Source organism: Actinokineospora lacus (assembly GCF_053813445.1).
On record NZ_JBQERA010000004.1, the window covers coordinates 459,540 to 480,683 of the forward strand.

At 70.2% G+C, this 21,144-nt stretch carries 19 protein-coding genes and 1 pseudogene; 7 read left to right on the forward strand and 13 right to left on the reverse strand.

Going from position 1 to position 21,144, the window contains the following annotated elements; translation table 11 throughout:
- Positions 1-26: 26 nt before the first annotated feature.
- Complete coding sequence (locus ACTG9Q_RS12975; protein ID WP_455572976.1) at positions 27-2,024, forward strand: beta-galactosidase; 1,998 nt, start codon at positions 27-29, stop codon at positions 2,022-2,024.
- Positions 2,025-2,079: 55 nt separating this feature from the next.
- On the opposite strand, the gene ACTG9Q_RS12980 is transcribed toward ACTG9Q_RS12975, so the two are convergent.
- Both ACTG9Q_RS12980 and ACTG9Q_RS12985 read right to left on the reverse strand, forming a co-directional pair.
- Positions 2,080-2,421 carry a hypothetical protein gene (locus ACTG9Q_RS12980; protein ID WP_455572977.1) on the reverse strand — a complete coding sequence of 114 codons (342 nt, stop codon included), beginning with the start codon at positions 2,419-2,421 and terminating at the stop codon, positions 2,080-2,082.
- Positions 2,422-2,425: 4 nt separating this feature from the next.
- Positions 2,426-2,938 (reverse strand): SigE family RNA polymerase sigma factor, encoded by a 513-nt coding sequence (locus ACTG9Q_RS12985; RefSeq protein ID WP_455572978.1) that lies wholly within the window; start codon positions 2,936-2,938, stop codon positions 2,426-2,428.
- Positions 2,939-3,142: 204 nt separating this feature from the next.
- On the opposite strand from ACTG9Q_RS12985, the gene ACTG9Q_RS12990 reads away from it, so the two are divergent.
- Entirely contained in the window at positions 3,143-3,424 is a 282-nt protein-coding gene (locus ACTG9Q_RS12990; RefSeq protein WP_455572979.1) for a hypothetical protein, read from the forward strand.
- A 94-nt stretch (positions 3,425-3,518) separates the two neighbouring features.
- Here ACTG9Q_RS12990 and ACTG9Q_RS12995 read toward each other — a convergent pair whose 3' ends face one another.
- Positions 3,519-3,758 carry a hypothetical protein gene (locus ACTG9Q_RS12995; RefSeq protein ID WP_455572980.1) on the reverse strand — a complete coding sequence of 80 codons (240 nt, stop codon included), beginning with the start codon at positions 3,756-3,758 and terminating at the stop codon, positions 3,519-3,521.
- The gene (locus ACTG9Q_RS13000) at positions 3,755-4,300 is read right to left on the reverse strand and encodes a hypothetical protein (RefSeq protein WP_455572981.1); all 546 of its coding nucleotides are present in this window, start codon (positions 4,298-4,300) and stop codon (positions 3,755-3,757) included. Before ACTG9Q_RS13000 ends, ACTG9Q_RS12995 begins: the two co-directional genes overlap by 4 nt.
- Between ACTG9Q_RS13000 and ACTG9Q_RS13005 the strand changes: the two genes are divergently transcribed.
- Positions 4,293-5,054: a hypothetical protein gene (locus ACTG9Q_RS13005; protein ID WP_455572982.1), complete on the forward strand. Its 762-nt coding sequence runs from the start codon at positions 4,293-4,295 to the stop codon at positions 5,052-5,054. The genes ACTG9Q_RS13000 and ACTG9Q_RS13005 overlap by 8 nt on opposite strands.
- Before the next feature lie 75 nt (positions 5,055-5,129).
- Here the strand turns inward: ACTG9Q_RS13005 and ACTG9Q_RS13010 are convergent, their stop codons facing one another.
- Positions 5,130-7,814 carry a pectate lyase family protein gene (locus ACTG9Q_RS13010; protein ID WP_455572983.1) on the reverse strand — a complete coding sequence of 895 codons (2,685 nt, stop codon included), beginning with the start codon at positions 7,812-7,814 and terminating at the stop codon, positions 5,130-5,132.
- A 521-nt stretch (positions 7,815-8,335) separates the two neighbouring features.
- Here ACTG9Q_RS13010 and ACTG9Q_RS13015 point away from each other — a divergent pair.
- Both ACTG9Q_RS13015 and ACTG9Q_RS13020 read left to right on the forward strand, forming a co-directional pair.
- On the forward strand, positions 8,336-8,863 hold the full coding sequence (locus ACTG9Q_RS13015) for a GNAT family N-acetyltransferase (RefSeq protein ID WP_455572984.1): 528 nt from the start codon (positions 8,336-8,338) through the stop codon (positions 8,861-8,863).
- A gap of 231 nt (positions 8,864-9,094) precedes the next feature.
- A pseudogene (locus tag ACTG9Q_RS13020) lies at positions 9,095-9,849 on the forward strand (class I SAM-dependent methyltransferase).
- Positions 9,850-10,009: 160 nt separating this feature from the next.
- Here the strand turns inward: ACTG9Q_RS13020 and ACTG9Q_RS13025 are convergent.
- A complete protein-coding gene (locus tag ACTG9Q_RS13025; RefSeq protein ID WP_455572985.1) occupies positions 10,010-11,176 on the reverse strand; it encodes a DUF1700 domain-containing protein in 1,167 nt (388 codons plus the stop codon).
- Positions 11,173-11,502: a PadR family transcriptional regulator gene (locus ACTG9Q_RS13030; RefSeq protein ID WP_455572986.1), complete on the reverse strand. Its 330-nt coding sequence runs from the start codon at positions 11,500-11,502 to the stop codon at positions 11,173-11,175. The genes ACTG9Q_RS13025 and ACTG9Q_RS13030 overlap by 4 nt, the downstream gene beginning before the upstream one ends.
- 240 nt (positions 11,503-11,742) lie before the next feature.
- On the opposite strand from ACTG9Q_RS13030, the gene ACTG9Q_RS13035 reads away from it, so the two are divergent.
- Positions 11,743-12,957, forward strand: coding sequence for a cytochrome P450 (locus ACTG9Q_RS13035; protein ID WP_455572987.1), 1,215 nt, complete (start codon positions 11,743-11,745; stop codon positions 12,955-12,957).
- A 19-nt stretch (positions 12,958-12,976) separates the two neighbouring features.
- On the forward strand, positions 12,977-13,633 hold the full coding sequence (locus ACTG9Q_RS13040; RefSeq protein WP_455572988.1) for a flavodoxin family protein: 657 nt from the start codon (positions 12,977-12,979) through the stop codon (positions 13,631-13,633).
- On the opposite strand, the gene ACTG9Q_RS13045 is transcribed toward ACTG9Q_RS13040, so the two are convergent.
- From ACTG9Q_RS13045 to lanKC, 6 genes are all read right to left on the reverse strand, one after another.
- Entirely contained in the window at positions 13,576-14,112 is a 537-nt protein-coding gene (locus ACTG9Q_RS13045) for a hypothetical protein (protein WP_455572989.1), read from the reverse strand. The genes ACTG9Q_RS13040 and ACTG9Q_RS13045 overlap by 58 nt on opposite strands.
- Entirely contained in the window at positions 14,102-14,494 is a 393-nt protein-coding gene (locus ACTG9Q_RS13050) for a carboxymuconolactone decarboxylase family protein (protein ID WP_455572990.1), read from the reverse strand. Before ACTG9Q_RS13050 ends, ACTG9Q_RS13045 begins: the two co-directional genes overlap by 11 nt.
- 105 nt (positions 14,495-14,599) lie before the next feature.
- Complete coding sequence (locus tag ACTG9Q_RS13055; RefSeq protein WP_455572991.1) at positions 14,600-15,112, reverse strand: aromatic-ring-hydroxylating dioxygenase subunit beta; 513 nt, start codon at positions 15,110-15,112, stop codon at positions 14,600-14,602.
- Positions 15,109-16,425 carry an aromatic ring-hydroxylating oxygenase subunit alpha gene (locus ACTG9Q_RS13060; RefSeq protein WP_455572992.1) on the reverse strand — a complete coding sequence of 439 codons (1,317 nt, stop codon included), beginning with the start codon at positions 16,423-16,425 and terminating at the stop codon, positions 15,109-15,111. The genes ACTG9Q_RS13055 and ACTG9Q_RS13060 overlap by 4 nt, the downstream gene beginning before the upstream one ends.
- Positions 16,425-17,591, reverse strand: coding sequence for a glycosyltransferase (locus ACTG9Q_RS13065; RefSeq protein ID WP_455572993.1), 1,167 nt, complete (start codon positions 17,589-17,591; stop codon positions 16,425-16,427). The genes ACTG9Q_RS13060 and ACTG9Q_RS13065 overlap by 1 nt, the downstream gene beginning before the upstream one ends.
- A gap of 877 nt (positions 17,592-18,468) precedes the next feature.
- Complete coding sequence (gene lanKC, locus ACTG9Q_RS13070) at positions 18,469-21,111, reverse strand: class III lanthionine synthetase LanKC (protein ID WP_455572994.1); 2,643 nt, start codon at positions 21,109-21,111, stop codon at positions 18,469-18,471.
- Positions 21,112-21,144: the final 33 nt, after the last annotated feature.

Consider the following 21,144-nt stretch of genomic DNA (forward strand, 5'->3'; position numbering starts at 1 on the left):
CTGTCCCACCCCTTGTTGGAGTGATGATGGAGCGAGCATGGCCGGTGGGCCTGGAAGCCCTGGCCTACGGCGGGGACTACAACCCCGAGCAGTGGCCTCGGGAGGTGTGGCAGGAGGACGTCCGCCTGATGCGGCTGGCGGGCGTCACGATGGTCAGCGTCGGGATCTTCTCCTGGGCGCTGCTGGAACCCGAGCGCGGCCGGTACGAGTTCGGCTGGCTGGACGAGCTGCTCGACCTGCTGCACGCCAACGGAATCCGCGTCGACCTCGGCACGCCCACCGTCGTCCCACCGGCCTGGTTCTACGGCGAGCACCCCGAGGCGCTGCCGGTCACCCGCGACGGCACGCGCCACGGGTTCGGCTCGCGCGGCGCCATCTGCCAGAGCTCGCCCGCCTACCAGCGGGCCGCGCTGTCGATCACGGAGCAGTTGGGCCTGCGCTACGGCGGCCATCCCGCCGTCGCGCTCTGGCACGTGCACAACGAGTACGGCGTCCCGGTCAGCGCCTGCTACTGCGACGTCTCCGCCGCCGCGTTCCGGCGGTGGCTCAGCGAGCGCCACTCCACTGTGGAGGAACTCAACAAGGCTTGGGGCACCACGTTCTGGGGGCAGCGGTACACGAGCTGGGAGCAAGTCCACCCTCCCCGGCTGTCCCCCACCGTGGGCAACCCGGCCCAGCAGTTGGACTGGGCGCGCTTCTGCGGTGACGCGATGCTGGCGAACTTCACCCGGGAGCGCGACGTCCTGCACCTGCTGTCCCCCGGCGTCCCGGTGACCACGAACTTCATGGCCGCGCTGCCGCAGTGCGAGCCCCTCGACTACTGGGCGTGGGCGCGCGAGGTGGACCTGGTCGCCAACGACCACTACCTGATCGGGGCGGACGAGCGCCCCCACGTCGACCTCGCGATGGCCGCCGACCTCACCCGGTCGCTGGCGGGCGGGCAGCCGTGGCTGCTGCTGGAGCACTCCACCAGCGCGGTCAGCTGGCAGCCGCGCAACATCGCGAAGCGGCCCGGCGAGATGGCCCGCAACAGCCTGGCCCACGTCGCCCGCGGCTCCGACGGCGCGATGTTCTTCCAGTGGCGGGCCTCGCGCTTCGGCGCGGAGAAGTTCCACTCGGCGATGGTGCCGCACGCGGGCACCGACAGCCGGATCTGGCGCGAGGTCGTCGCGCTCGGGGCCGATCTCGCCGCACTGGCGCCCATCCGCGGCAGCCGGGTCGCGGCCGACGCGGCGATCGTGTGGGACTGGCAGTCCTGGTGGGCGCAGAACCTGGAGTGGCGGCCCAGCAGCGATCTGGACGCCCGCGAGCGCCTCTCCGCCTGGTACGCCGCGGCCTACGACCGTCACCTCACCGTCGATTTCGCCCACCCCGAGGCCGACCTGAGCGGCTACCCGCTGGTCCTGGTGCCCGCCCTGTACTCCGTGACACGCCGCGCCGCCGACAACCTCACCCGGTACGTCTCCGGCGGCGGTGTGCTCGCGGTCTCGTGCTTCTCCGGCATCGTCGACGAGAACGACACCGTGCACCCGGGACCGCACCCCGGCCCGCTGACCGACGTGCTCGGTCTCACCGTCGAGGAGTTCACCCCACTGCGCGCGGACGAGCGCGTCCACTTGGACAACGGAACGAGCGCGCGGGTGTGGTCGGAGATCGTCATACCCCGCGGCGCCGCAACGGTGTGGTCCTATGCCGATGGCCCGGCCGCCGGGCTGCCCGCCGTGACCCGCCACGATCACGGTGATGGCACGGCCTGGTACGCCTCCACCTGCCTCGACCCGTCCGGTTTGGACGCCGTGCTGGCCAGGGCAGCCGCCGACGCCGACCTCACCGAGCGAGACCTCCCCCGCGACGTGGAGGTGGTGGAGCGGGTGGGCGAGCACGGCCGATACCTGTTCATGATCAACCACACCGGCACCGACGTGACGATCCCGGTCGCCAATGGCGCCGAACTGCTCACCGGAATCGCCGTGAGCGACCACCTGCTCCTGCCCGCAGGCGCCACCCGCGTCGTCCACTGCTGAGGGAACACCCCTGCGACAGGACAAATCGGCTCGCGGCGGTCTGGGTGGGAAACGATCAGCCGCTGGTCGACGTCGCGGGTGGGAAGACGCCCGGGGACGTGTTGATGACCGGGGGGCTGGTCATCGGCTGCGATGGAGTCGCTGTCGTCGTGGTGAGCCGGGTCGTCGGGTCCGCGGGCACCAGCGGGGCGGGGACGTCCGCCCGCCCGCCCGGCAGCAGCACCACGGCGAGGACCGCGGCGGCGGTGACCACGCCGCTCCCGGCGACGGCGAGCGCGCGGCGGCGTCGGCGGACGCGTTCGCCCGCGCGGACGACGTCGGCCGCGGTGAAGGTCAGGTCGGGGGACTCCTCGGCGTGCAAGGCGTTGAACACACCCCTCAGGTCGCCGTCGCGCACCACGTCACACCTCCATCCAGAGTTCACCGATGTTAGGGCCCAAGCGCCTGCGCAGAGCGGCGAGGCCGCGGGTGGCCTGGCTCTTGACCGTGCCCTTCGAGCAGCCCAGGGCCGCGGCCGTCTCCTCGACGCTCAGGTCGTGCCAGTACCGCAGGACCAACACGGCGCGCTGGCGGGCCGGGACCGCGCCAAGGGCCTGCCACAGAACCAGGCGGGTCTCGCTCAGGTGCCCGCGCTCGGACAGCTCAGGCACCTCGCCGGTGAGCCGTTCCCTGCGCCAGCGAACCCGCCGCCGCTCGGCGATGAAGGTCCGGACCACGATCTGGCGCAGGTAGGCGTCCATGCCCTCCCGGCGGGCCAGCTTCGGCCCCGCCAGGTACAGCTTCAGGAACGCCGCCTGCACGACGTCCTCGGCTTCCGGCCAGTTCCCGCACAGCAGGTACGCGGTGAAGCGCATCGAGCGCGCGCTGCGGGAGAACTGGTCGGAGAACTCGGCGTTCCAGGTGGAGTCAGTCACCGCGCAGTGGTCTCCGGGTGGGCGGGTCAGCGCGTCCGCGGCGGCGCCGTGGTCAGCACCGGGGGCGAGGTGGGGAGCGAGGTCGGGCGGGGGGACGTCGCGATCGAGGTGGGACGGGGCGACGTCGGGTTGGGCGATGTCGCGATTGACGTGGGACGGGGTGACGTCGGGACCAATGTGGGGTGAGGCGACGTCGCGATCGACGTGGGGCCGGGCGACGTCGCGACCGGTGAGGTCGCCACGGGTGATGTCGCGATCGGCGAGGTCGCGACCGGTGACGTCGCGGGTGACGTCGCGATCGGCGAGGTCATCACGGGCGACGTCGCGATGGTGGACGGTGCCGGGGAGTCCCCGCCGCCGAACCCGCCCGCGATGGCGGGCACGGCCAGCCCGACCCCGCCCAGCACGATCGCACCGACCACCAGAACCAGACGCTTCTGCACTTGCCGCTCCTCCGGGCTCCACGGGTCGCCACCGGTCCGGTGACGCCCTCACCCCTTTCCATGCGATCGGCGGGCCGGCAGGTTGCACCGAATTCCCGCCCCCTCCGCGCACCGCCCCGCGGGAACATCTTCCCAGCTCACGCCCCGGCACCGCACAGACCGCCGATCCCGCAGAGCCTGCCCGGTCGAGTTGCGCGAGTCAGCGATGACCGCCCCAGGTCGGGCGCGGGGACACCCGACCCCACCGACCTGCGGCTCGACCAGCCTTCACCGCCTCGGGTCAGACGCGGGACGCCCAGCCCGGGGCGGATGCCATCGGCGTCCAAGTGGTCGAAGCCGCGGCGGATCTTGGTCAGGAGCAGTTCGGCGAGCGTCATGCCCCCGAGCATCGAATGATCACCAACAACCCGACAAGCCCACTCACCGGATCGTGGCGAACCCACTCGTTCAGCCGATCCGCCCACAGCTCAGCGGACACTTCTCGACGTCGGGGCAGTAGGCGATCACCCCAGGCTTGTAACGCTGGGTCGAAGCCTGCGATGACACGGTCGAGCCCGTCATGGTGGGATCCCAACGTCACCGGAGCGAACATGTCATTACGGGCCTTCTCGTCCTGGGTCACGACCACCGCGTTGATCGCGGTGCTGGCAGGCTGCGGAGAACCCGCCGCGTCCTCGCCACCCAGCAGCGTGCCCCAGCCCCAGTCGACAACGGAACCCGCTCCGCCGGAGACGACCACCGCGTTGGCCGTCCCGGAGCTGGCCAGCGGCCCGCTGCTGGCGACCTGCACCGACGGCGGGGTGTCGCTGTCCACCATGGATCTCACCACCGGAACGTCCACACCCATCACGACGTTCTCGGCGACGATCTCCTCGATCGGCGCCACCAGCGGACCGTCGACCACGTGGAGCGTGTGCACCTCCGGCACCCTGTCGTCCTACCTCGCCCGCCAGGTGTTCTCGCCCGAGCTCGACCGCATGGCCGTCAACGTGCGCGACACCACCAATGACAGCGGCCACGTCGGGTGGATCGACGCCGCGAGCGGGGAGCTGACCGACGTCACCGCCCTGCTGACCGACGCCGGGGGCTACAGCGCCCAGCCCCAGCACTCCAGCGCCCTGTTCGACGAGGACGGCAACTTCGGCTACTTCGACGGCGCCGCGAGCGAGTACGTCCTCATCGACCCGGACACCCGGGCCAAGGTCCGCTCCCAGAAGATGCCGACGCCGGGCCTCAAGATGTTCCTGATGCCGGATGGCTCCGTGAGCGACAACTCCAGCGGCCTGGAGCGCGGCATGGTGCTCACCATTCCCATGCAGGCAGGCGGCGTGCTCGACTCCTCCAGCTACAGCCCTGTCGTGTGGATCGTCGACAAGTCGCGCGGCCTGCAGATCAGCGAGCCCATCAGCGCCCCCAACACCCTCGGCGTGAAGGCCGCGGGCCCCGACGACCCGACCACCGAGGGAAAGGTGACCCCCATCACGCCGCTCACCGACTACGTGATCCAGTCCGCGGTCTCCGACCCGGAAGCCAAGACCGTGGTCTTCACGGCCGGCCGCGGCCAAACGCTCGACACCTTCCAGGTGCCGCTCGACGGCTCGACCCAACCGAGCAAGATCGGCACGCTCGAGCAGCAGCCGGGCGAGGCGATCACACTGATCGGTTGGGAATAGCTGTCGCGGGATAGTCGAAGTCGTGGGGATGCGGGTCGGGCGGGTGCGGTGGCGCACCCGCCCGGCCCGCTGTGGCTATGGCGTCACGGGCCTGCCGCCGAAGGTGACGGCCAGGCGGCCGTCGGCGGCGAAGGACCAGCCGAGGGCGCCGGTGTAGTTGGCGCACCGGGAGCCGTTGGTGCCGCTCCAGAACTGGTTGGTGGAGTCGGTGTTGCCGACGATCCTGTCGGTGGTCCCGCTGCCGCTGCGGCAGGAGGTGTTGGAGCGGAACACCGACGTGCCGCCGTCGAAGGTGAAGTTGCGCTCGGCGCTGTCGACGCTGACGTTGTTGGACATGCTTATCGTGCCCAGGTTGCGGTTGTAGGTGAAACCGTGCTTGCCGTTGTCGAAGGCGATGTTGCGGCGGACGACGTGGTTGACGCCGATGTCCTCGCCGCCGAGCTTGTAGCCGTTGCGGTCACCCGCGCCCGCCTGGCCGCCGTTGCTCAGCGTGCCGTTCTCGAACGCCAGTGAGTCCTCAATGGTCACCGCGCCGATCGGGCCGGTGTCGGTCTTGGTGTAGAGGTCCCAGCCGTCGTCGATGTTGTTGTGCGCCACCGCGTACCGGAACACATTGCCCGGGCCCGAGGTGAGCTTGGCGGCGAACCCGTCGGCGTCCTCGCCGTCGGAGTCGGCGTTGTCGTGGGACACCGCGCTCAGGATCAGGTTGTTGGCGGGCCACTGGTCCTTGGGCGTGGTGGACAGCGTCCGGGACAGCTGCAGGCCGGTGTCGCGGTTGAACCGCGTCACCGTGCGCTCGAAGGTGTTGTTGCTGCCGCCGACGAAGATCCCGTTGTCCCCGGCGCGTTCGACGACGATGCCCTTGACGTGCCAGTAGTTGCCGTTGACGGCCAGGCCCCGGTTGGCCGGGTCCTCGGCTTGGGCGGAGAAGTTGAGCACGGGGGTCTCCCCCGGCTGGGCGAACAGCTTCTTGAGCGCGCCGGAGCCGCCGTTGTTGCCCTGCGGGATGGTGACCGTCTGCGAGAACGAGTAGGCGCCGCCGCGCAGGTAGATCGTCCCGCCTGGGGCGACCCGGGAGATGGCCGCGGTCAGGGTGGTCGGGTCAGCCGGGGTGCCGGCCGCGCCGTCGCGCCCGGCGGGCGCCACGTACAGCGCGTCCGCGGGCGGGTTCGTCGTCGTCGTGGTGGTGGTCGTCGTTGTCGTGGTCGTGGTGGTCGGCGCGCTCGCGTAGGTCTCGAACTCGGCGACCCGCGGCGTGCCGCTGGAGCCGGTGATCTCAAAGTTGATCTTGGTGAGCGAGGTCGCCGGGAACCTGATGGCGCCCGCGCCGCTGCCCGTGGCCAGGACCGCGCCGGTGTCGTGGTTGACGACCCGCCACGAACCGATGTTGCCGACGGCGCCCGATGCCTCCCGGATGTTGATCGACGACACGGTGGTGGGCGACCCCCACTTGACCGAGACGCGTCCGGTCGAGCTCGCCGGTGACCAATACGTGGCGAGGTTGCCGTCCACCACGTTGCCGTAGCTGGTGCCGTCAGCCTTGCTGGAGCCGTCGGCGCCCGCCCCGAGGCTCAGGTTGACCCCGCTCGGCGGCGGCTCCGTCGGCGTGGTGGTCGGAGCGGTCGTGCTGGTCGGGCCGGTCGTCGGGTTCGTCGGTGTGCAGTTGCCGTCCGACTCCCGCATGCCGGTGTTCGCCCCAGCCGTCTGGCTGACGACCGCGGGCACGCAGTTGGCGCCGTCGAGCGGGTACGGGTACGAGATGCTGACCGAGGTGTTCGACGTCGGGTTGGGGCCCGCCGGGTTGTGGTCGCCGCTGCGGGCGGACCACGTCACGTTGTCGAAGATGTTGCCCGCGACCTGCCAGTAGCCCGCCTGGTCGGTGTAGAACGTGCCGAGCACGTCCTTGGAGTCCTCGAAATAGTTGTTGTCGACCTTGGCCTTGGCGCCCGCCCGCGAGTTGATGCCGGACTCGACGAGGCCCACGTAGTGGTTGTTGTACATGTGCGCGATGCCGCCGCGCAGCAGGGGCGTGCGGGAGTTGAGGTTCTGGTACAGGTTGTGGTGGAACGTGACGAAGCCGTTGGACAGGTCGCTCTCGCTGGACCCGATGAGGCCGCCGCGCTCGGAATTGCGCAGGATGCTGTACGACAGGGTCACGTACTTGGTGTCGTTCTTCATGTCGAACAGGCCGTCGTAGCCCTCCGCCTCACCGCCGGAGGCCAGGAGGGTGACGTGGTCGACCCAGACGTTGCGGACGTTGCTCTCCATCCCGATGGCGTCTCCGCCGTTGGACGTGGGAGAACCGGACTTCTTGACGTTGCGGACGGTGACATTCCGGATGATGATGTTGCGGGACTCGCGGATGTGGATGCCGAGCTGGTCGAAGACGGCCCCGCTGCCGACTCCGATGATCGTGATGTTGCTGACCTGCTTGAGTTCGATCACGCCCGCGGCGGTCGCGCAGCTGGGGCCGGAGACCTGGGTGGTGTTGCCGTGGTTGATGGTCCCCGCGACCTCGATGGTGATGGGGGTGCTGCTGCTGGCCCGGCCGCACAGGGCCTGGTGGATCTGGGTTCCGGTGGTGGCCCGGACCGTCGCCCCGCCCTGCCCGCCCGTGGTCCCGCCGTTGAGGGAGGCGTAGCCGGTCGCCGCGGCGCTCGCCGCCGACGCCGCTGACATCGCCAGTACCACACTGGTCGACGTCACGACGGCCAAGGCGGCCGCCATCGCGGGGACTCGCCATGCCACTGCTCGTTTCACGTCATCTCCTGCGTCATTGAAGGCTGGATGGTCTGTCGCGTTCGCTGGTACGGGAGCGGTCGGCTAATAGGTCGGCACGTTCACACGCGGCGCCGGGACCACCGCCCGAGCATCGCCTCCTTCGCGAGCGAGCGATCACAACGACGGCCGTCACGCAGCGGGTAAGCGCTTTCAGGAAGCGCTTTCTCGCGAACCTAGCGCGCACATCCCTCCTGGTCAAGAGCCGCTCATGCGGTCACCTGCCCACCCGAGGGTGTTCGTTCACCGCTCCCGCGAGCCTGTGGGAAACACCAGCGTCCGCGCCTGGACCGCCACGTGATTTGGTTCAGCACGCCGACCGCGACGACAAGTGGAGTACACGGCGTCGACTGGAGACTGCCGGACTCCCTTTGGGACCGTGGCGACATGTCCCAGCGCTGTCAACGCTCAATTTCAGCCGCCTCGAACTGCCACCGACCCAAGAGGCCGCCTTCTTTTCACTCAGGACTGCTCTCACCGCGCCCAAAGCTAGGCTGGCAGGCATGGGTGAACTCGTGGCACTGCGTCCCGTGGCGGAGCGGGACCTCGACCTGCTGGAGCGCCTGCACGGCGACCCCGACGAGGCGGGGGAGTTCGGCTTCTTCGGCCATCGGAACCCGGGCTTCCTGCGTCGGCAGTGGGCCGAGGCGGGCTTCCTGACCCCGCAGGGCGGACGGCTGGCCGTCGTGGGGCAGGACGACCGGTTCGTCGGGGAGGTGCAGTGGCACGAGGTGTTCCAAGGGCCTGTCTCGCCCTGCTGGAACATCGGCGTGGGCTTGCTCGCCGCGGAACGGGGGCGGGGCCACGGCACGCGAGCCCAGCGCCTGCTGGTCACCTACCTGTTCAACCACACCAAGGTCAACCGGATCGAGGCGTCCACCGAACGAGCGAACGCCGCCGAACGGCGGGCGCTGGAGAAGGCGGGCTTCACGCGAGAAGGCGTGCTGCGCGGCGCGTGCTTCCGAGCGGGCGCGTGGCGGGACATGGTCCTCTACTCGATCGTGCGCTCAGACCTGGACACCGAGCTGTGATGGCCACCAGCGTCACCATGGCGACCGATTCGACAGGTTCCTGCCCGCACCATTGGTCCCCGGTGACGCGCAGGCAAGCAGCACTGGCCGATCATGCCGATCCGGGACCTGCTCATCGACTACTTGCGGGAGCGCCGACCGTCGCTGGACTTCACCAGTCTGGACGCTGTCTCGCGAACGCCGGCTGGCTGTTCTGGGCCAACCTCTTCACTGCTCGGGCGTCCTGTTGGCATGACGTCGACTGCAGAAGGCCATGCGTCTCCCACTGATCCGGCTCGGGTCAACGATTACGACAGCATCGCCGGGGTTACGCGGCCGAGAACGAGACCAGTCTCCTGAACGCGTACTACGAGCGGCCCGCGATGCTGGAACTCGCCGGGGACGTGACCGGCAGGCGAATCCTCGACGCAGGCTGCGGCTCGGGGCCCCTGTTCGCCGCGCTGCGCGATCGGGGTGCGGCCGTGACCGGCATCGACGCGAGCGCCGCCATGCTGGAGCTGGCCCGGCGGCGGCTGGGCGCCACCGCGGACCTGCGGGTCGCCGACCTGGCCGACCCGCTGCCCTTCCCCGACGACGCGTTCGACGACGTCATCGCATCCCTGGTGCTGCACTACCTTCAGGACTGGGGGCCGACACTGGCCGAACTGCGACGCGTGCTGACACCCGGCGGACGGCTCATCGTCTCGGTCGAGCATCCGTTCGCCATCACCCTGATGCGGCGCTTGGCCGGGGACAAGCCCGACTATTTCCAGACCCGCAACCGGACCGAGGAATGGACCATGGGCGGGCAGACCGCCCAGGTGAGCTTCTGGGACCGCCCGCTGCACGCGATGACCGACGCCTTCACCGCGGCTGGTTTCCACATCAACGTCATCAGCGAGCCGCCGCCCGCGCCCGCCGCCCGCGACTTGTTCCCCGAAGAATTCCGCAGATTCGCAGGCACGAGCTTCCTCGGCTTCCTGTTCTTCGTCCTGCAGGCTGGCTAGCCGCCCCTGAGCAGCCAGCCCCTCAGCCACCGCAACCCACTCGCACGCGGTGGGCAACGGAGGCGGCCCTACGAGGTCGCCGATGGCCGGCACAACCGTGCACGAGGTCGTCCGGGGTGTGAGGTGGGAGCGACCCCCCGAAAGCCGCTCCCACCTCGGTCTAGTCGGGCGTCGCTGGCCCTGTGGTGGTCGGCCCTGTGGTCGTCGGGCCGGTGGTGGTCGGGCCAGTGGTCGTCGATCCGCTGGGGGTTGGTCGGGTGGTCGTAGGTGCGGTCGTCGTGGTGGGGGCGGTCGTGGTGGGGGCGCCCGGGGGACGCGGGATGAAGGGCGGGGTCTGGTCGTACTCGCAGCCGAACTCGCCCGCCAGGGCCTGGGGCGCCGGGAACTTGTTGGTGTAGCGGTGGTCGCCGTCGCAGCCGTACTGGTAGACGTTGAGCGGGATGCCGTTGCGGTCGTACAGGTAGAACTCCGGGATGTGGTTGCCCTCGGCGTCCACGGCGACCACGGTGGTCAGCTCCCGGCCGTCGTACGCCAGCCCGGAGGTGCCGGAGACGGCGTAGTAGGAGCCGCCGCTGGACGGCGGGTCCACGGCCTGCGCCGCGAGCGCCACGCCGAGTCCGATCACCAGGGCGTTGGCGGGCACGACGACCAGCAGCAGCCGCCGGTCGGTGGCCACCCGCGTCCCGGCCCACACCAGCACGGCCGCGGCGGCGAGGATGGCGATGACCCAGTACCCGCCCTCAGCCCGAGCCGCGCCGAGGAGGGCGAGCGCCAGCAGCCCGAGCCGCACCAGCCACCACGCGCCGCGCATGTCGCGCAGCCGGTCGGCCCAGGGCAGCCCCGACACCAGCCGGGCCCCGATTCCGCGGAGCTTGCGGTACTCCGGCAGCGCCTCCACATCGCCGCGGCGCACGATCCCGGCGAAGACGAGCCACAGCGCGGGGATCGCGGCCAGCGCGGTGAGGAACACCGGGATCAGGGTGTCCTCGTCGTACCGGCTGAGCGCGGCCACCCCGGAGATCGCGGCGCCGCCGGTCACCGCGGCGGCGGCCAGCAGTACGTACCGCGCGCGCCAGGCGCGGGGCTTGTCGACGGGGCTCGCCTGGGCGGACGGGTAGCCGCCCGCCGCGCGCAGTTCGGCGGCGTACTCCTCGGGCGTGCCCAGCCGCCGCTCGACCTCCTCGGCCGAGCCCGCTTCCTCGAACACCTCGGCCACGTGCGGTTCGAGGTCCTCCATGACCTCGGCGACCTCGTCGGCGGGCAGGTCGGCCAGCGCGGCCCTGACCCGCCGCAGGTAGTCCTCGGTGCGGGTGTCGATGCCGTTCACGCCGCCGCCCCCTTTCGCAAGATCCCATCCATCGCCTCGGCGAACGACCGCCAGGCGTGCTCCGACTCGGCCAGCTTGGTCCGCCCGGCCTCGTTCATCCCGTAGTACTTCCGGTGCGGCCCCTCGTCGCTGGGCACCACGTAGGACGTGAGGTACCCGGCGCGGTAGAGCCGCCGCAGGGTCCCGTAGACGGAGGCGTCCCCGACCTCGTCCATCCCGCCGCCGCGCAACCTCCGCAGCACGTCATACCCGTAACCGTCCTCGTCCTTGAGCACGGCCAGGACCGCCAGATCCAGCACTCCCTTGAGCAACTGGCTCGTGTCCACAGCACCCCTCCCCGCTATCGCGCTAGCGACACTATTACGCATCGCGCAGTAGTGCGCAAGCCACACAAGTACCGCGCGAGTTCGATGCCGCGCGACCACGCCCGACCCCGACGACCGGGTGGCCGGTGCGGGCGTCGTCGTGCTGAGTGGCCGGGTTGGCCGGTGGTACCCGTTTGGGTAGGCCGTTCGGGTGTTCCCGGCCACCCCCACGACCGGGTGGACTCGGGGCAGAGGTGAGCCATGAGCGTCGGTCAGCCGGTTCTGGACTTCGGTTCGGGTGCGTTCTTCGACGACCCGTACCCCAGCTACCGGCGGGCCCGAGAGCTCGGCCCGGTGGTGCGCGACGAGCGCGGCATGTGGCTGGTCACCGACTACGCCACCTGCGCGGAAGTGTTGCGGGACAAGCGGTGGGGTCACGCCGACCGGGACCCGGCGATGGCCTCCGAGGTGCAGGCGCCCGCCATGCGAATTCGGGTGTTTCCCGACCTGGACAGCGATCCCTGGCCGTTCATGCGGCAGAACCCGCCGGACCACACCCGGGTGCGGGCGCTGGTGAACAGGGCCTTCACGCCAAGGATGGTCGCCGGTTTCGAGGACCGGGTGGCCGAGCTGGCCTGCCGGCTGATCGATCAACTGGATGACGAGGCCGACCTGGTGACGGCATTCGCCAAAGCCCTGCCGATTCGGTCGATCTGCGCACGGCTCGGCGTGCCCGACCAGGACTGGGCGCAGCTGCTGGCCTGGTCCACGGAGTACGCCCGCGGCTTCGACCCCGGCTTCGCCGCCGACGAGGGACAACTGGCCGCCTGCGAGCGCGCCGCCTTCGGGATGCGCGACTACTTCACCGAGTTGGTCAAGGTGCGCCGCGCGGAACCGCGCGATGACCTGCTCAGCGAGCTGGTCGCCGCTCGGGCGGACGGCGACTTCCTCAGCGACGAGGAGCTGGTCGTCACCGCTGCGCTGCTGCTCAGCGCGGGCAACGAGACCTCCGTCAGCCTGCTCGGCAACGGCGCGCTGACGTTGCTGCGGCATCCCGACCAGCTGGCCTGGTTTCGGGACAACCCGGCGGCCCATCCTGCCGCGATCGAGGAACTGCTGCGATACGAGTCGCCGTTCCAGTTCGGCGACCGGGTCGCGCTGGCAGACCTGCGGCTGCGCGACGTGCGGATCGCGGCTGGTGACCGGGCCCTGCTGCTCGTCGGCTCGGCCAACCGCGACCCGGCCGCGTTCGACGCGCCGGACACCCTCGACCTGGCCAGGGACCCCAACCGGCACCTGTCCTTCGGCGCGGGCATCCACTTCTGCGTCGGCGCGCCACTGGCCCGGCTGCAGGGCCGGGTAGCGTTGCGGACGTTGTTCGAACGAGCGCCCGAGCTGCGGCTGACCGGACCGCCGGTGCGGGACCGGGTTGCCTGGAACCGAGGGTTGGAGTCGCTCCCCGTCGCCGTTCGCTGACCAGGGGAAGGCCCTTCGAATGAAGATCATCGCGTTGTCCTGCACGCAGAAGCGCCTCCCGTCGCTGACCGACGCGCTGCTGGAGGCGGCGATCTCCGGCGTTGTCCGGGAGGTCGGTGGCGCGCGGGTCCAGCGGATTCGGTTGATCGATCACCGCATCGCGATGTGCGAGGGCGAGGACACCTGCCTTGACCCCGAGGTGGGCCAGTGCACGCTCGATGACGACTTCGAGCACGTCGTCGGCCTGGCCGAGGGCGCGCGGGCGATGCTGCTCGCCATGCCGGTGTACGCGGGGAACGTGCCCGCGGTGCTGAAGATCTTCCAGGAGCGCCTGAAGAGCTTCATGCACGCCGACCAGCGCCCGTTCGGCAACCTGCTGGTGGGGACGATCGTGCATTCGCGCACGATGCTGACCGAGCCCGCGCTGGCATCGTTGTTCCCGTGGTACCTGCGCCTGCGGAACAAGAACGTGGCGTCGGCGTGCTTCACCCAGGACGACCACCAGGACCTGACCCGCACCGCGGCGATCGACCTGTGCGTGGCCGTGGGCAGGCAACTCGGCATGACGCTCGAGGCCAACCGGTCGCCCGCCACCGACCGCATGGCACTGCCGGTGGTTCAGTCCCCGGCTCGCCCGCGGTGCGGTGACCCGGCCGCGACCTCTTCTGGGGCGTGAGGGGATTCCGCGCGCCAGGTGCACCCGTCGCCGGTCTGTTCGCACGACACCGTGACCTCCGGTTCCACGTAGCGGGCGGCGATGGCGGTGTTGAGTTCCTGGCAGTACGGGCACGGTGAGGAGAACGTCAGCACGACGCCCGCGCGGGCGGCCCGTTTGCGGTATCGGAGGATTCCGCAGTCGGTGTTGCGCAGGGCGGTGCCCGAGGGTTGGGGCTCACTGGTCACCGCCGAGTCGTACAGCAACAGCTGACGCCGCAGCCGGGTCATGAAGTGGTCGATGGCGGACACCCCGACGGGCCGTTGCGCCCGCAGCAGCTCCGCGGTGATGCGGGAGTTCGCCTGAATCCACGCGGCCAGGCCATCTTCGCCGTGCTCCCCCAGGATGAACTCCTCCGCGGCTGCCTGGGCCTCGAAGAACCGCTGGCGCCACAGGTCCACTTTCTCGGCCGGGTCGAGGGGAGGCGGTTCACTGGTCATGGTCCGCGTCCCGCCCGGTGGCACCGTCCAGCTCGGCGAAGACCTCCTGGGCGACGCGCAGCCCGTTGTTGGCGACCGGCCAGCCACCGTAGTAGGCGAGCTGGATGATGACTTCGATGACTTTCTCCCGCGACATCCCCAAGTGCAGGGCGGCACCGATGTGGCCGCGCAACTCCCAATCGGTGCGCGCCAGCGTGACCGCGGTCAGCGCGACCAGTTCGCGCTCCTCGACGCTCAGGTGCGGACGGGTCCAGATCTCACCGAACAAGTGGTCGACGGTGATCCGCAGGAACTCCGGGTAGGAGCCCGGGCGCGGTTCGCGGCCGAAGACCTGCTGGAACATGGCTTCACCGCGCTCATGCCGGGCAGACGGCTGATTCATCGCTCAACTCCTTCGTGTAGGCCGAAAAGTTGTCAACGTCCACGACGCCGTGAAGGCGGCGGCAACGGCGGGACGCTGCCGGGGCCTGCCGCCGTCACTGCCCGGTCACAGGATGATGCTGAGCTTTCCGTGCTCGTACAACGTTTCGTGGTCGAGCACCACGACCCTTCTCCGGGCCCGGAACGACTCGCCGTCGACGACGAGCTCGAACCGGTATTTCCCAACGTAACAGTCAGAGCGCCCGTGCCCGAACCGGTACACGACGACATTCGCCGCGACGTCGAGGCACGTGCCCCGATCGGTCAGGACCTCCACGTTGCTGATCACCCGATTCGTCCGCGACCGGGGGTTCTCGCACCACACCTCGCCGTTGAGGAGTTGTTCGACCCGCTGGCGCAGCCGGGTGGCGTCGTCGTCGATGAGCCCGAGCGCGCCTGCCGTCTCGCCGCGGACGTCGGTGGCGGGCACCGAGTAGCGCACGTCGTCGGTCAGCATCTCGTCGTACCACTCGAGCAGGCGCCACTCGTCAAGCAGCCGCGCCTCGCGGAAGAGGAACTGGCTCACCCGGTGCCACAACCGCACCTGGGCCGTTTCGTCAACTGTCAGCTCGGTGGTCATCGCGGTTGTGCCCCTTGCGTCTCGGGCCGGTGAGCGGCCTCGAAGTGACCGTCGTCGCCGTGCATCAGCCGGTCCCACTGCCGCCAGAACTCGCGGGCGGGAAGCTCGTCGGTCGTCTCCGGGACCTCTTTGCCCATCCCGCGTGACAGATCCGAGTAGCGGACCGCGCGGTTGAGGTAACCCCGCTGGCACGACTCGACGATCTCGACGTCGTCGGGGGTGGCGAAGCCCGCGGGGCCGAGGAACGTCAGGTAGTGGCTCTTGCGGAGTTCCCGGATGTCCGGGTCCTCGTCCTTGGGGGCCAGGGCGACCGAGGTGATGGCCATCTGATTGGCGCCGACCGGATCGATCTTGCGGATCGTGATCGCGATCGCGTCAATGATCATCAGGTTGGGGAAGACCAGCACCGCGCGATTGGTGCCGGTGATCCGTTCGGCGCGCTCGGCGCCGAACCGGTCGGCGAACCGCGCGGCCGTCGCCTCGATCCGCGGCCGGACCTCGGCGCCGAACATCGGCGTCCAGTAGGCGAGCGGGCGGGCTGCCGCCGGTGGCAGCTCGTTGGCCCCATGCCCCAGTCCGAGGGCGCGGCCGAAGCCGCCTCGGCGCCGTGGTGGCACCGACCCCAGTGACTCCATGTAGCCGACGTAACGCTTGTGCAGGGCCCGGAAGTGGTAGATGTCGACGCTGTTCTCCATCATGAGCTTCCAGTTGGCCCGGGCCCCGTGGAGCTGCGCGCCCTGGATCACCTCCATCCCGACCTCGGACTGGTCATCGATCAGATCGAGGTATTCCGTGGCACCCGCCAGGTACTCGGTCAAGGTGCGCGGCTGCTCCGGGTCGAAGGTGGCGAACACGAAACCGCGGTAGCTGTCACTCCGGTGCCGCGCCAGGCCGAAGTCCGCCTTCCGGAAGCCCGGCCCGTACCCGTCCGGGATCGGGACCCCGACCAGGTCGCCCTGGTTGGAGAACGTCCAGTCGTGATAGGGGCACCGGAACGATCTGGCCTGCCCGGCGGGCTGCGAGCAGATCAGCGCCCCCCGGTGGGTGCAGCTGTTCGCGAACACCCGGACCACCCCGTCGGACCCGCGCGCCATGACCACCGGGCGACCGCCGACGTCTCGGGCCACATAGGAATCCGGCCCGGGCACCTCCGATTCGTGCCCGACGTACAACCAGCAGCGATCGAAGATCCTGGTCATCTCCCGTGCGGCCAGGTCGTCGTCGGTGTAGGCGCGGCGGTCCACCCGGAACGAGAGGCGCTCAAGATCATCAATCACGATCGGGTCGCCCACCGGCGGCCGCGGTTCGACCATCACCGCTTCCCCCCTCGCTGTAACGCCTCGACCGCGCTGGTAACCAGCTCGGCGGTGCGCACAGTGGAATCGCCGCACTCCGGCTGCGCGGCACGCAGCCGGGCCCGGTAGTCCCGGGCGGGGTCGAGCAGGTCGGTGACAGCGTCAGCGACCGCCCGCTCGGTGACGCCCGCGGGCTCCAACGCCGTCCCGAAGCCCGCGCTGCCAACGAAGTAGGCCTGGACGGGCTGGTCCACGGCCAGCGGGATCACCAGCATCGGTGTCGCCGCCCGGATCGACTCCGCCACGGAGTTGTACCCGCCATGGGTGATGAACACGTCGGCGCGCTCGAGCACCTCGCGTTGCGGCAGATACGGGGCGGTGAGCACGTCATCGGGCAGCGCGAGCTCCCCGGCGAGATCCCCCACCGCGGCGATCACCCGCGCGCCGGTCGCCGCCGCCCCGGTGATCACCGTGCGCAGCAGGTCCGGCCGCCGGTAGAAGATCGTGCCGAAGGAGACGTACACCAGCGGGCGGCCGGGGTCGATCCGGTCCAGGCCCGCGAAGGCGACCTCATCGCCCCGGGTCCCCGCCGCACCCGGCAACCCGACCAGCCGCACACCGTCGTCGGTGATCGCGTCGTCCCCGAGGAGAGCGGGGATCGTCGGCATCACGTTGAGGATCGGCGAACGCGCCGAATGGGTCCGGGTCGACCACAGCACCCCGTTGCCGGTCAGGTAGTCGCCGACCTGCTCGTCGTACGGCCAGCGACCTCGCCGGTGCTCGCTCGGGCACACTCCGCCCAGGTTGGCCCAGATCATCCCGTACGGCACGCCGGACGCCTGGGCGCCGACCATGGCCGACGCCGTGACCGGCAGCGAATCGACGAGCACGAAGTCCGGTGCCGCCGCACGCAGCGCGTCCACTGTCTGACCCGCCACCGGCGACGACCGGAGCATCGGGCCGATCTTCGCCGGGTCGCCGCTCCACGGCGCCATCTCGACCTGCCCGATCACGCGGACCTGCGTCTTGCCCAATGCCTGGCGACGTTGCTCGTCAAGCGCGCCACCGTCGGCGGACAACAGCAGCAGCACGACCTCACTGCCCGCGCTGCGGAGCGCGTTGACCACCGGGACATACAGGTTCAGGTGCCCATGCTGAGTCGTGGTGAGGAGGGCGACGCGCATCAGATCTCCGATCCATCGAAACAAGACGGCCAGACCGACTCAAGATCCGGGTCTGGAGCCACGATCGCGCCCTGCCTTCAGAAACGAACGGCAGAACCCCGCCCGGACAGACAAAAGGGACCGTCGACGTCAGGTCCTGTTACGAGGCGACAGTGGGGCTGCCCAGCCGCTCGACGGCGGTGACGTCGAGCAGTTGGTCATGGGCGTACCGGGCGGTGGACCCGCCTGCCGCGGTAGCGGCGACGAGACCACCGTTGTCTGCGCAACGTCGTCTCCTGGATGACAGGGCCAGCACAGCCTGGACCCACCGTTCGTACCGCAGAATTCGGCGAGCCCACAAGGTCCCGCGCCCCTCCGGCAGCTATTTGGGACAGATGCAGCAACGCGATAACCCCTCGTCGGGCAGCTGATGCAAAACGTCGCTCAGCTTGTCGGAGGTGTTACTACGTCGTCCGGGTGATCGCGGGCCAGCAGCCGCGGAGAGGCAACGACGTACTCCCCCCGCCAGGCGACTGGCCACGACAAGGTTGTCCTCGCTGAGGGAACGATCGGGTGCCGCGACCACCGTCGGTAGCGGTGGGTCACACCGTTGGGCGAAAGATTTCGGCGGGTTTACCGCAGCGGGCGGCGCGAACCCTTCAGGAGCAACAGGACACGCGGCCGGCGTTGTTTTCGGGGCGTATGCCTTTCCTGGGCGGAACGCGCGTCACCGCTTGCCTGGCACCGTGCTGGCGCCCGACAAGCGGTGACGGTCGGCGGCGTCACATGCAGATGCTGCCCCGGCTGCTCATGGTGAGCACGTTGCAGGCCATGAGGTCGTCCTCCGGCGCCACCTCAGCTTGCAAGGACAGAACTTCCTCCATGCTGATCACTCCTTTCATCCGGTGTTGTCCCCTCGACGTGGTGTCGAGGGGGTCTGGAGGGAGTCGAGCAGGAGCCGCAGGGCGAGCAGGACACCGGCTCCGCCCGACCACAGGTCGGTGGAGATCCGCTGACCCGGCTCGCCGAGCCAGCCCGCTCCGTTCCCGTGCGGCACCGCGTACCTGAACAGGCCGCGAGCGCTGCTCAGCGCGGCGTCGAGGAGGTCGGGCCGGTCGAGCCGCTTGCCCGCGTCGGCGAGCGTCGTCACGAGACCTGCCAACCCGGGGAACAGGCCGGGGAACACGGTGAAGCGGGCCGTGCACGCGGTCAGGCACCGCGACAGCACCTCGTCGGCGGTGAGGTCGACGTCGACGGGCACGCCGAACTCCGCGCCCGGCCGGTGCGCGAGGAAGCGGGAGAGGACCCAGGCGTAACCCGCGCTGCCCGCGAACAGGTAGGGGTAGACGCGCCGGTCGCCGCGGGCGACGCGGAAGCCCACGCCGCCGCCCGGCAGGGGCACGGCGTAGGCGAGTTCCTCGCCCAGCAGCCGCATGCCGCGGGTGAACAGCCGATCGTCCCCAGTGGCGCGGTGCAAGCGGTACAGCGCGAGCGCCACGCCCGCCCGCCCGCTCACCAGTCCGGAGCGGGTGGACGTGCCCAGGTGGGCGGTGAGCTCATCACCGTCCGGCACGCGCTCAAGCAGACCCGAGGCCAGGTCCAGCCAGCGCTGCTCGCCTGTGCGCCGGTGGTGGGCCAGCAAGCCGAGCGCGGTGCCTGCCGCGCCGCCGCCCAAGGTGCTGGAGGTGTGGTTGAGACGGTGTGCGGCTGCCGCGGTGAGCAGCCTCTCCGCCGCGTCCTTCTCACCGAGTTCGGCCAGCACGCCCGCGATGCCCGCACTGCCGTGAAGCAGGCCGGGCGCGGTGGTCTCGGCTGACGCCAACGATTCGTCCCGCAGCCCGCGGACGACCGCCGGGTCGCCCGCGCGGCCCGCGCGGCGCAACGCGTGCAGCACGCCCGCGGTGCCCGCGGCCAGCGCGCGGGTATTCGTCTGGTGCCCGAGCGGGATGGTCGGGTAGACCCGTGCCGGGTGGTCCGGCTGTGCCATCTCCTCGATGGCGTCGGCGGTTCGCTCGGCGAGGTCGCGCAGCGCGGCGATCGGGTCTGCCCGGACGGCGGGCGGGGTGGGCAGGCGGGTGTCGTTGGCGCGTTCGCGGCAGTGCGTGGCCCACCGCCACAACCGCGGCTCGACGGGAGCGATCTCGGCCAGGTCCGCGCGCAGGTGGTCGAGCACGGCCGGGTCGCGTTCGGCCACTTCGTGCAGCGGGAACAACAGGAGCAGCGCCAGCGCCGACAGCCCGTACCAGTCGAGTTCCCTCGGATCGCGCTCGGCCAGTGCCCGCGGGTCCGGGTGCAGGTAGCCGGGCGTGCCCATGTACCGCCGCACGCCGCCTGCGGGCTGCACGGCCTCGAAGTCGACCAGCCGGACACGGTCCTCGTCGTCGACGAGGACGTTGGTGGGGCTGAGATCGATGAACACGAAACCCAGGTCGTGCAGCGCGCGCAGGTGCGCGTCGAGCTGATCGAGGAGTGCGAGGCAGCGTTGGTGATACCCGGCGTACGCAGGCGCGTCCGTGTGATCGAGCACCGCGGGGTTGTTCGTCACCATCCACCGGTACAGCGACCCGCCCGGGATGAACTCGGAGACGAGGTAGCTGTGCTCCCAGTGGTGGAACAGCTCCACCGGCCGGGGGCACACGCCCGGCGCGCGGGCGTGGATCTCTCGCAACACCAGGTATTCCTCGGCCAACCGGGTCTTCGCGTCAAGGCCGTCCGCGGTGTACCCGTTGTGCGCTCTCGCTTCCTTGACGAACACCGCGGCGCCGTCGCCGTCGCGGAACCGGTAGGCGCCACCGGCGTTGCTGTGCCGCAGCACGGAATCGAACGTGTAGCCGTGCATCGTGACCGGTCCGGCGGCGCGCGCGGGGGTGGTCGTGCGGAACGGATCGGACACGCCGTGCGGCAGGTGGAACACGGGCCCGCGCTCGTCGTCGGTGACCTGTCCGTCCGGGCCGGTCATGGTCGGCACGTGGTTGCCGTCCGCGTCAACCCTACTGCGGCCGCGGAACGCGCCATAGCGGTACGACACGCACGTGCTGTCGCCGAACCGCCGGTCGGTGAGCACGAACGGCCCATCGATCCCGGCCAGGTCCGACGACAGGCGCCTCATCAGCAGCAGCGCGCACCCCTCGGTGGGCGGGTACAGGGTGCAGAACTTGCCGCTCTGCGGCCTGGCGGCGTGCTTGTCGTGCGCGATGAGGAAGATGCGCTCGCCCGCGAGGTGCTTGAACGGCACCCCGAGTTCGGCGCACGCCAAGGACACGACCGCCAACACGGACCGCGCGTTGCGCAGGGAGCTGGACACGTGCACTTTCCAGCCCTGGTCCGGAAGAACCAGGCCGGGTGGCCCCCAATGCGTCCACGCGCCGTCGTGCAACCGCGTCCACCCATCAGGCACCTGCGCGGGATGATAGCGCGCACCAGGATCAATGGTGTCCCACTGCTCGTAATAGTCTGAATCCGCGATCAGGAAAGACATGTCCACGGCCATCCCCACCCCCACCTGCGGCTGACAACCCATCCATGAGAGGGCCCTGGTCATGGAAGGGTGCGGAGTTCGTCGATCCTTGACGAT

What these genes read in the sequence shown, in the direction of transcription:
- ACTG9Q_RS12975 (WP_455572976.1), top strand. Translation starts at nt 27, where the DNA reads ATGGAGCGAGCATGGCCGGTGGGCCTGGAAGCCCTGGCCTACGGCGGG.
- ACTG9Q_RS12995 (WP_455572980.1), bottom strand. Translation starts at nt 3,758, where the DNA reads ATGACGCTCGCCGAACTGCTCCTGACCAAGATCCGCCGCGGCTTCGAC.
- ACTG9Q_RS13015 (WP_455572984.1), top strand. Translation starts at nt 8,336, where the DNA reads ATGGGTGAACTCGTGGCACTGCGTCCCGTGGCGGAGCGGGACCTCGAC.
- ACTG9Q_RS13035 (WP_455572987.1), top strand. Translation starts at nt 11,743, where the DNA reads ATGAGCGTCGGTCAGCCGGTTCTGGACTTCGGTTCGGGTGCGTTCTTC.
- ACTG9Q_RS13040 (WP_455572988.1), top strand. Translation starts at nt 12,977, where the DNA reads ATGAAGATCATCGCGTTGTCCTGCACGCAGAAGCGCCTCCCGTCGCTG.
- ACTG9Q_RS13045 (WP_455572989.1), bottom strand. Translation starts at nt 14,112, where the DNA reads ATGACCAGTGAACCGCCTCCCCTCGACCCGGCCGAGAAAGTGGACCTG.
- ACTG9Q_RS13050 (WP_455572990.1), bottom strand. Translation starts at nt 14,494, where the DNA reads ATGAATCAGCCGTCTGCCCGGCATGAGCGCGGTGAAGCCATGTTCCAG.
- ACTG9Q_RS13055 (WP_455572991.1), bottom strand. Translation starts at nt 15,112, where the DNA reads ATGACCACCGAGCTGACAGTTGACGAAACGGCCCAGGTGCGGTTGTGG.
- ACTG9Q_RS13060 (WP_455572992.1), bottom strand. Translation starts at nt 16,425, where the DNA reads ATGGTCGAACCGCGGCCGCCGGTGGGCGACCCGATCGTGATTGATGAT.
- ACTG9Q_RS13065 (WP_455572993.1), bottom strand. Translation starts at nt 17,591, where the DNA reads ATGCGCGTCGCCCTCCTCACCACGACTCAGCATGGGCACCTGAACCTG.
- lanKC (WP_455572994.1), bottom strand. Translation starts at nt 21,111, where the DNA reads ATGACCAGGGCCCTCTCATGGATGGGTTGTCAGCCGCAGGTGGGGGTG.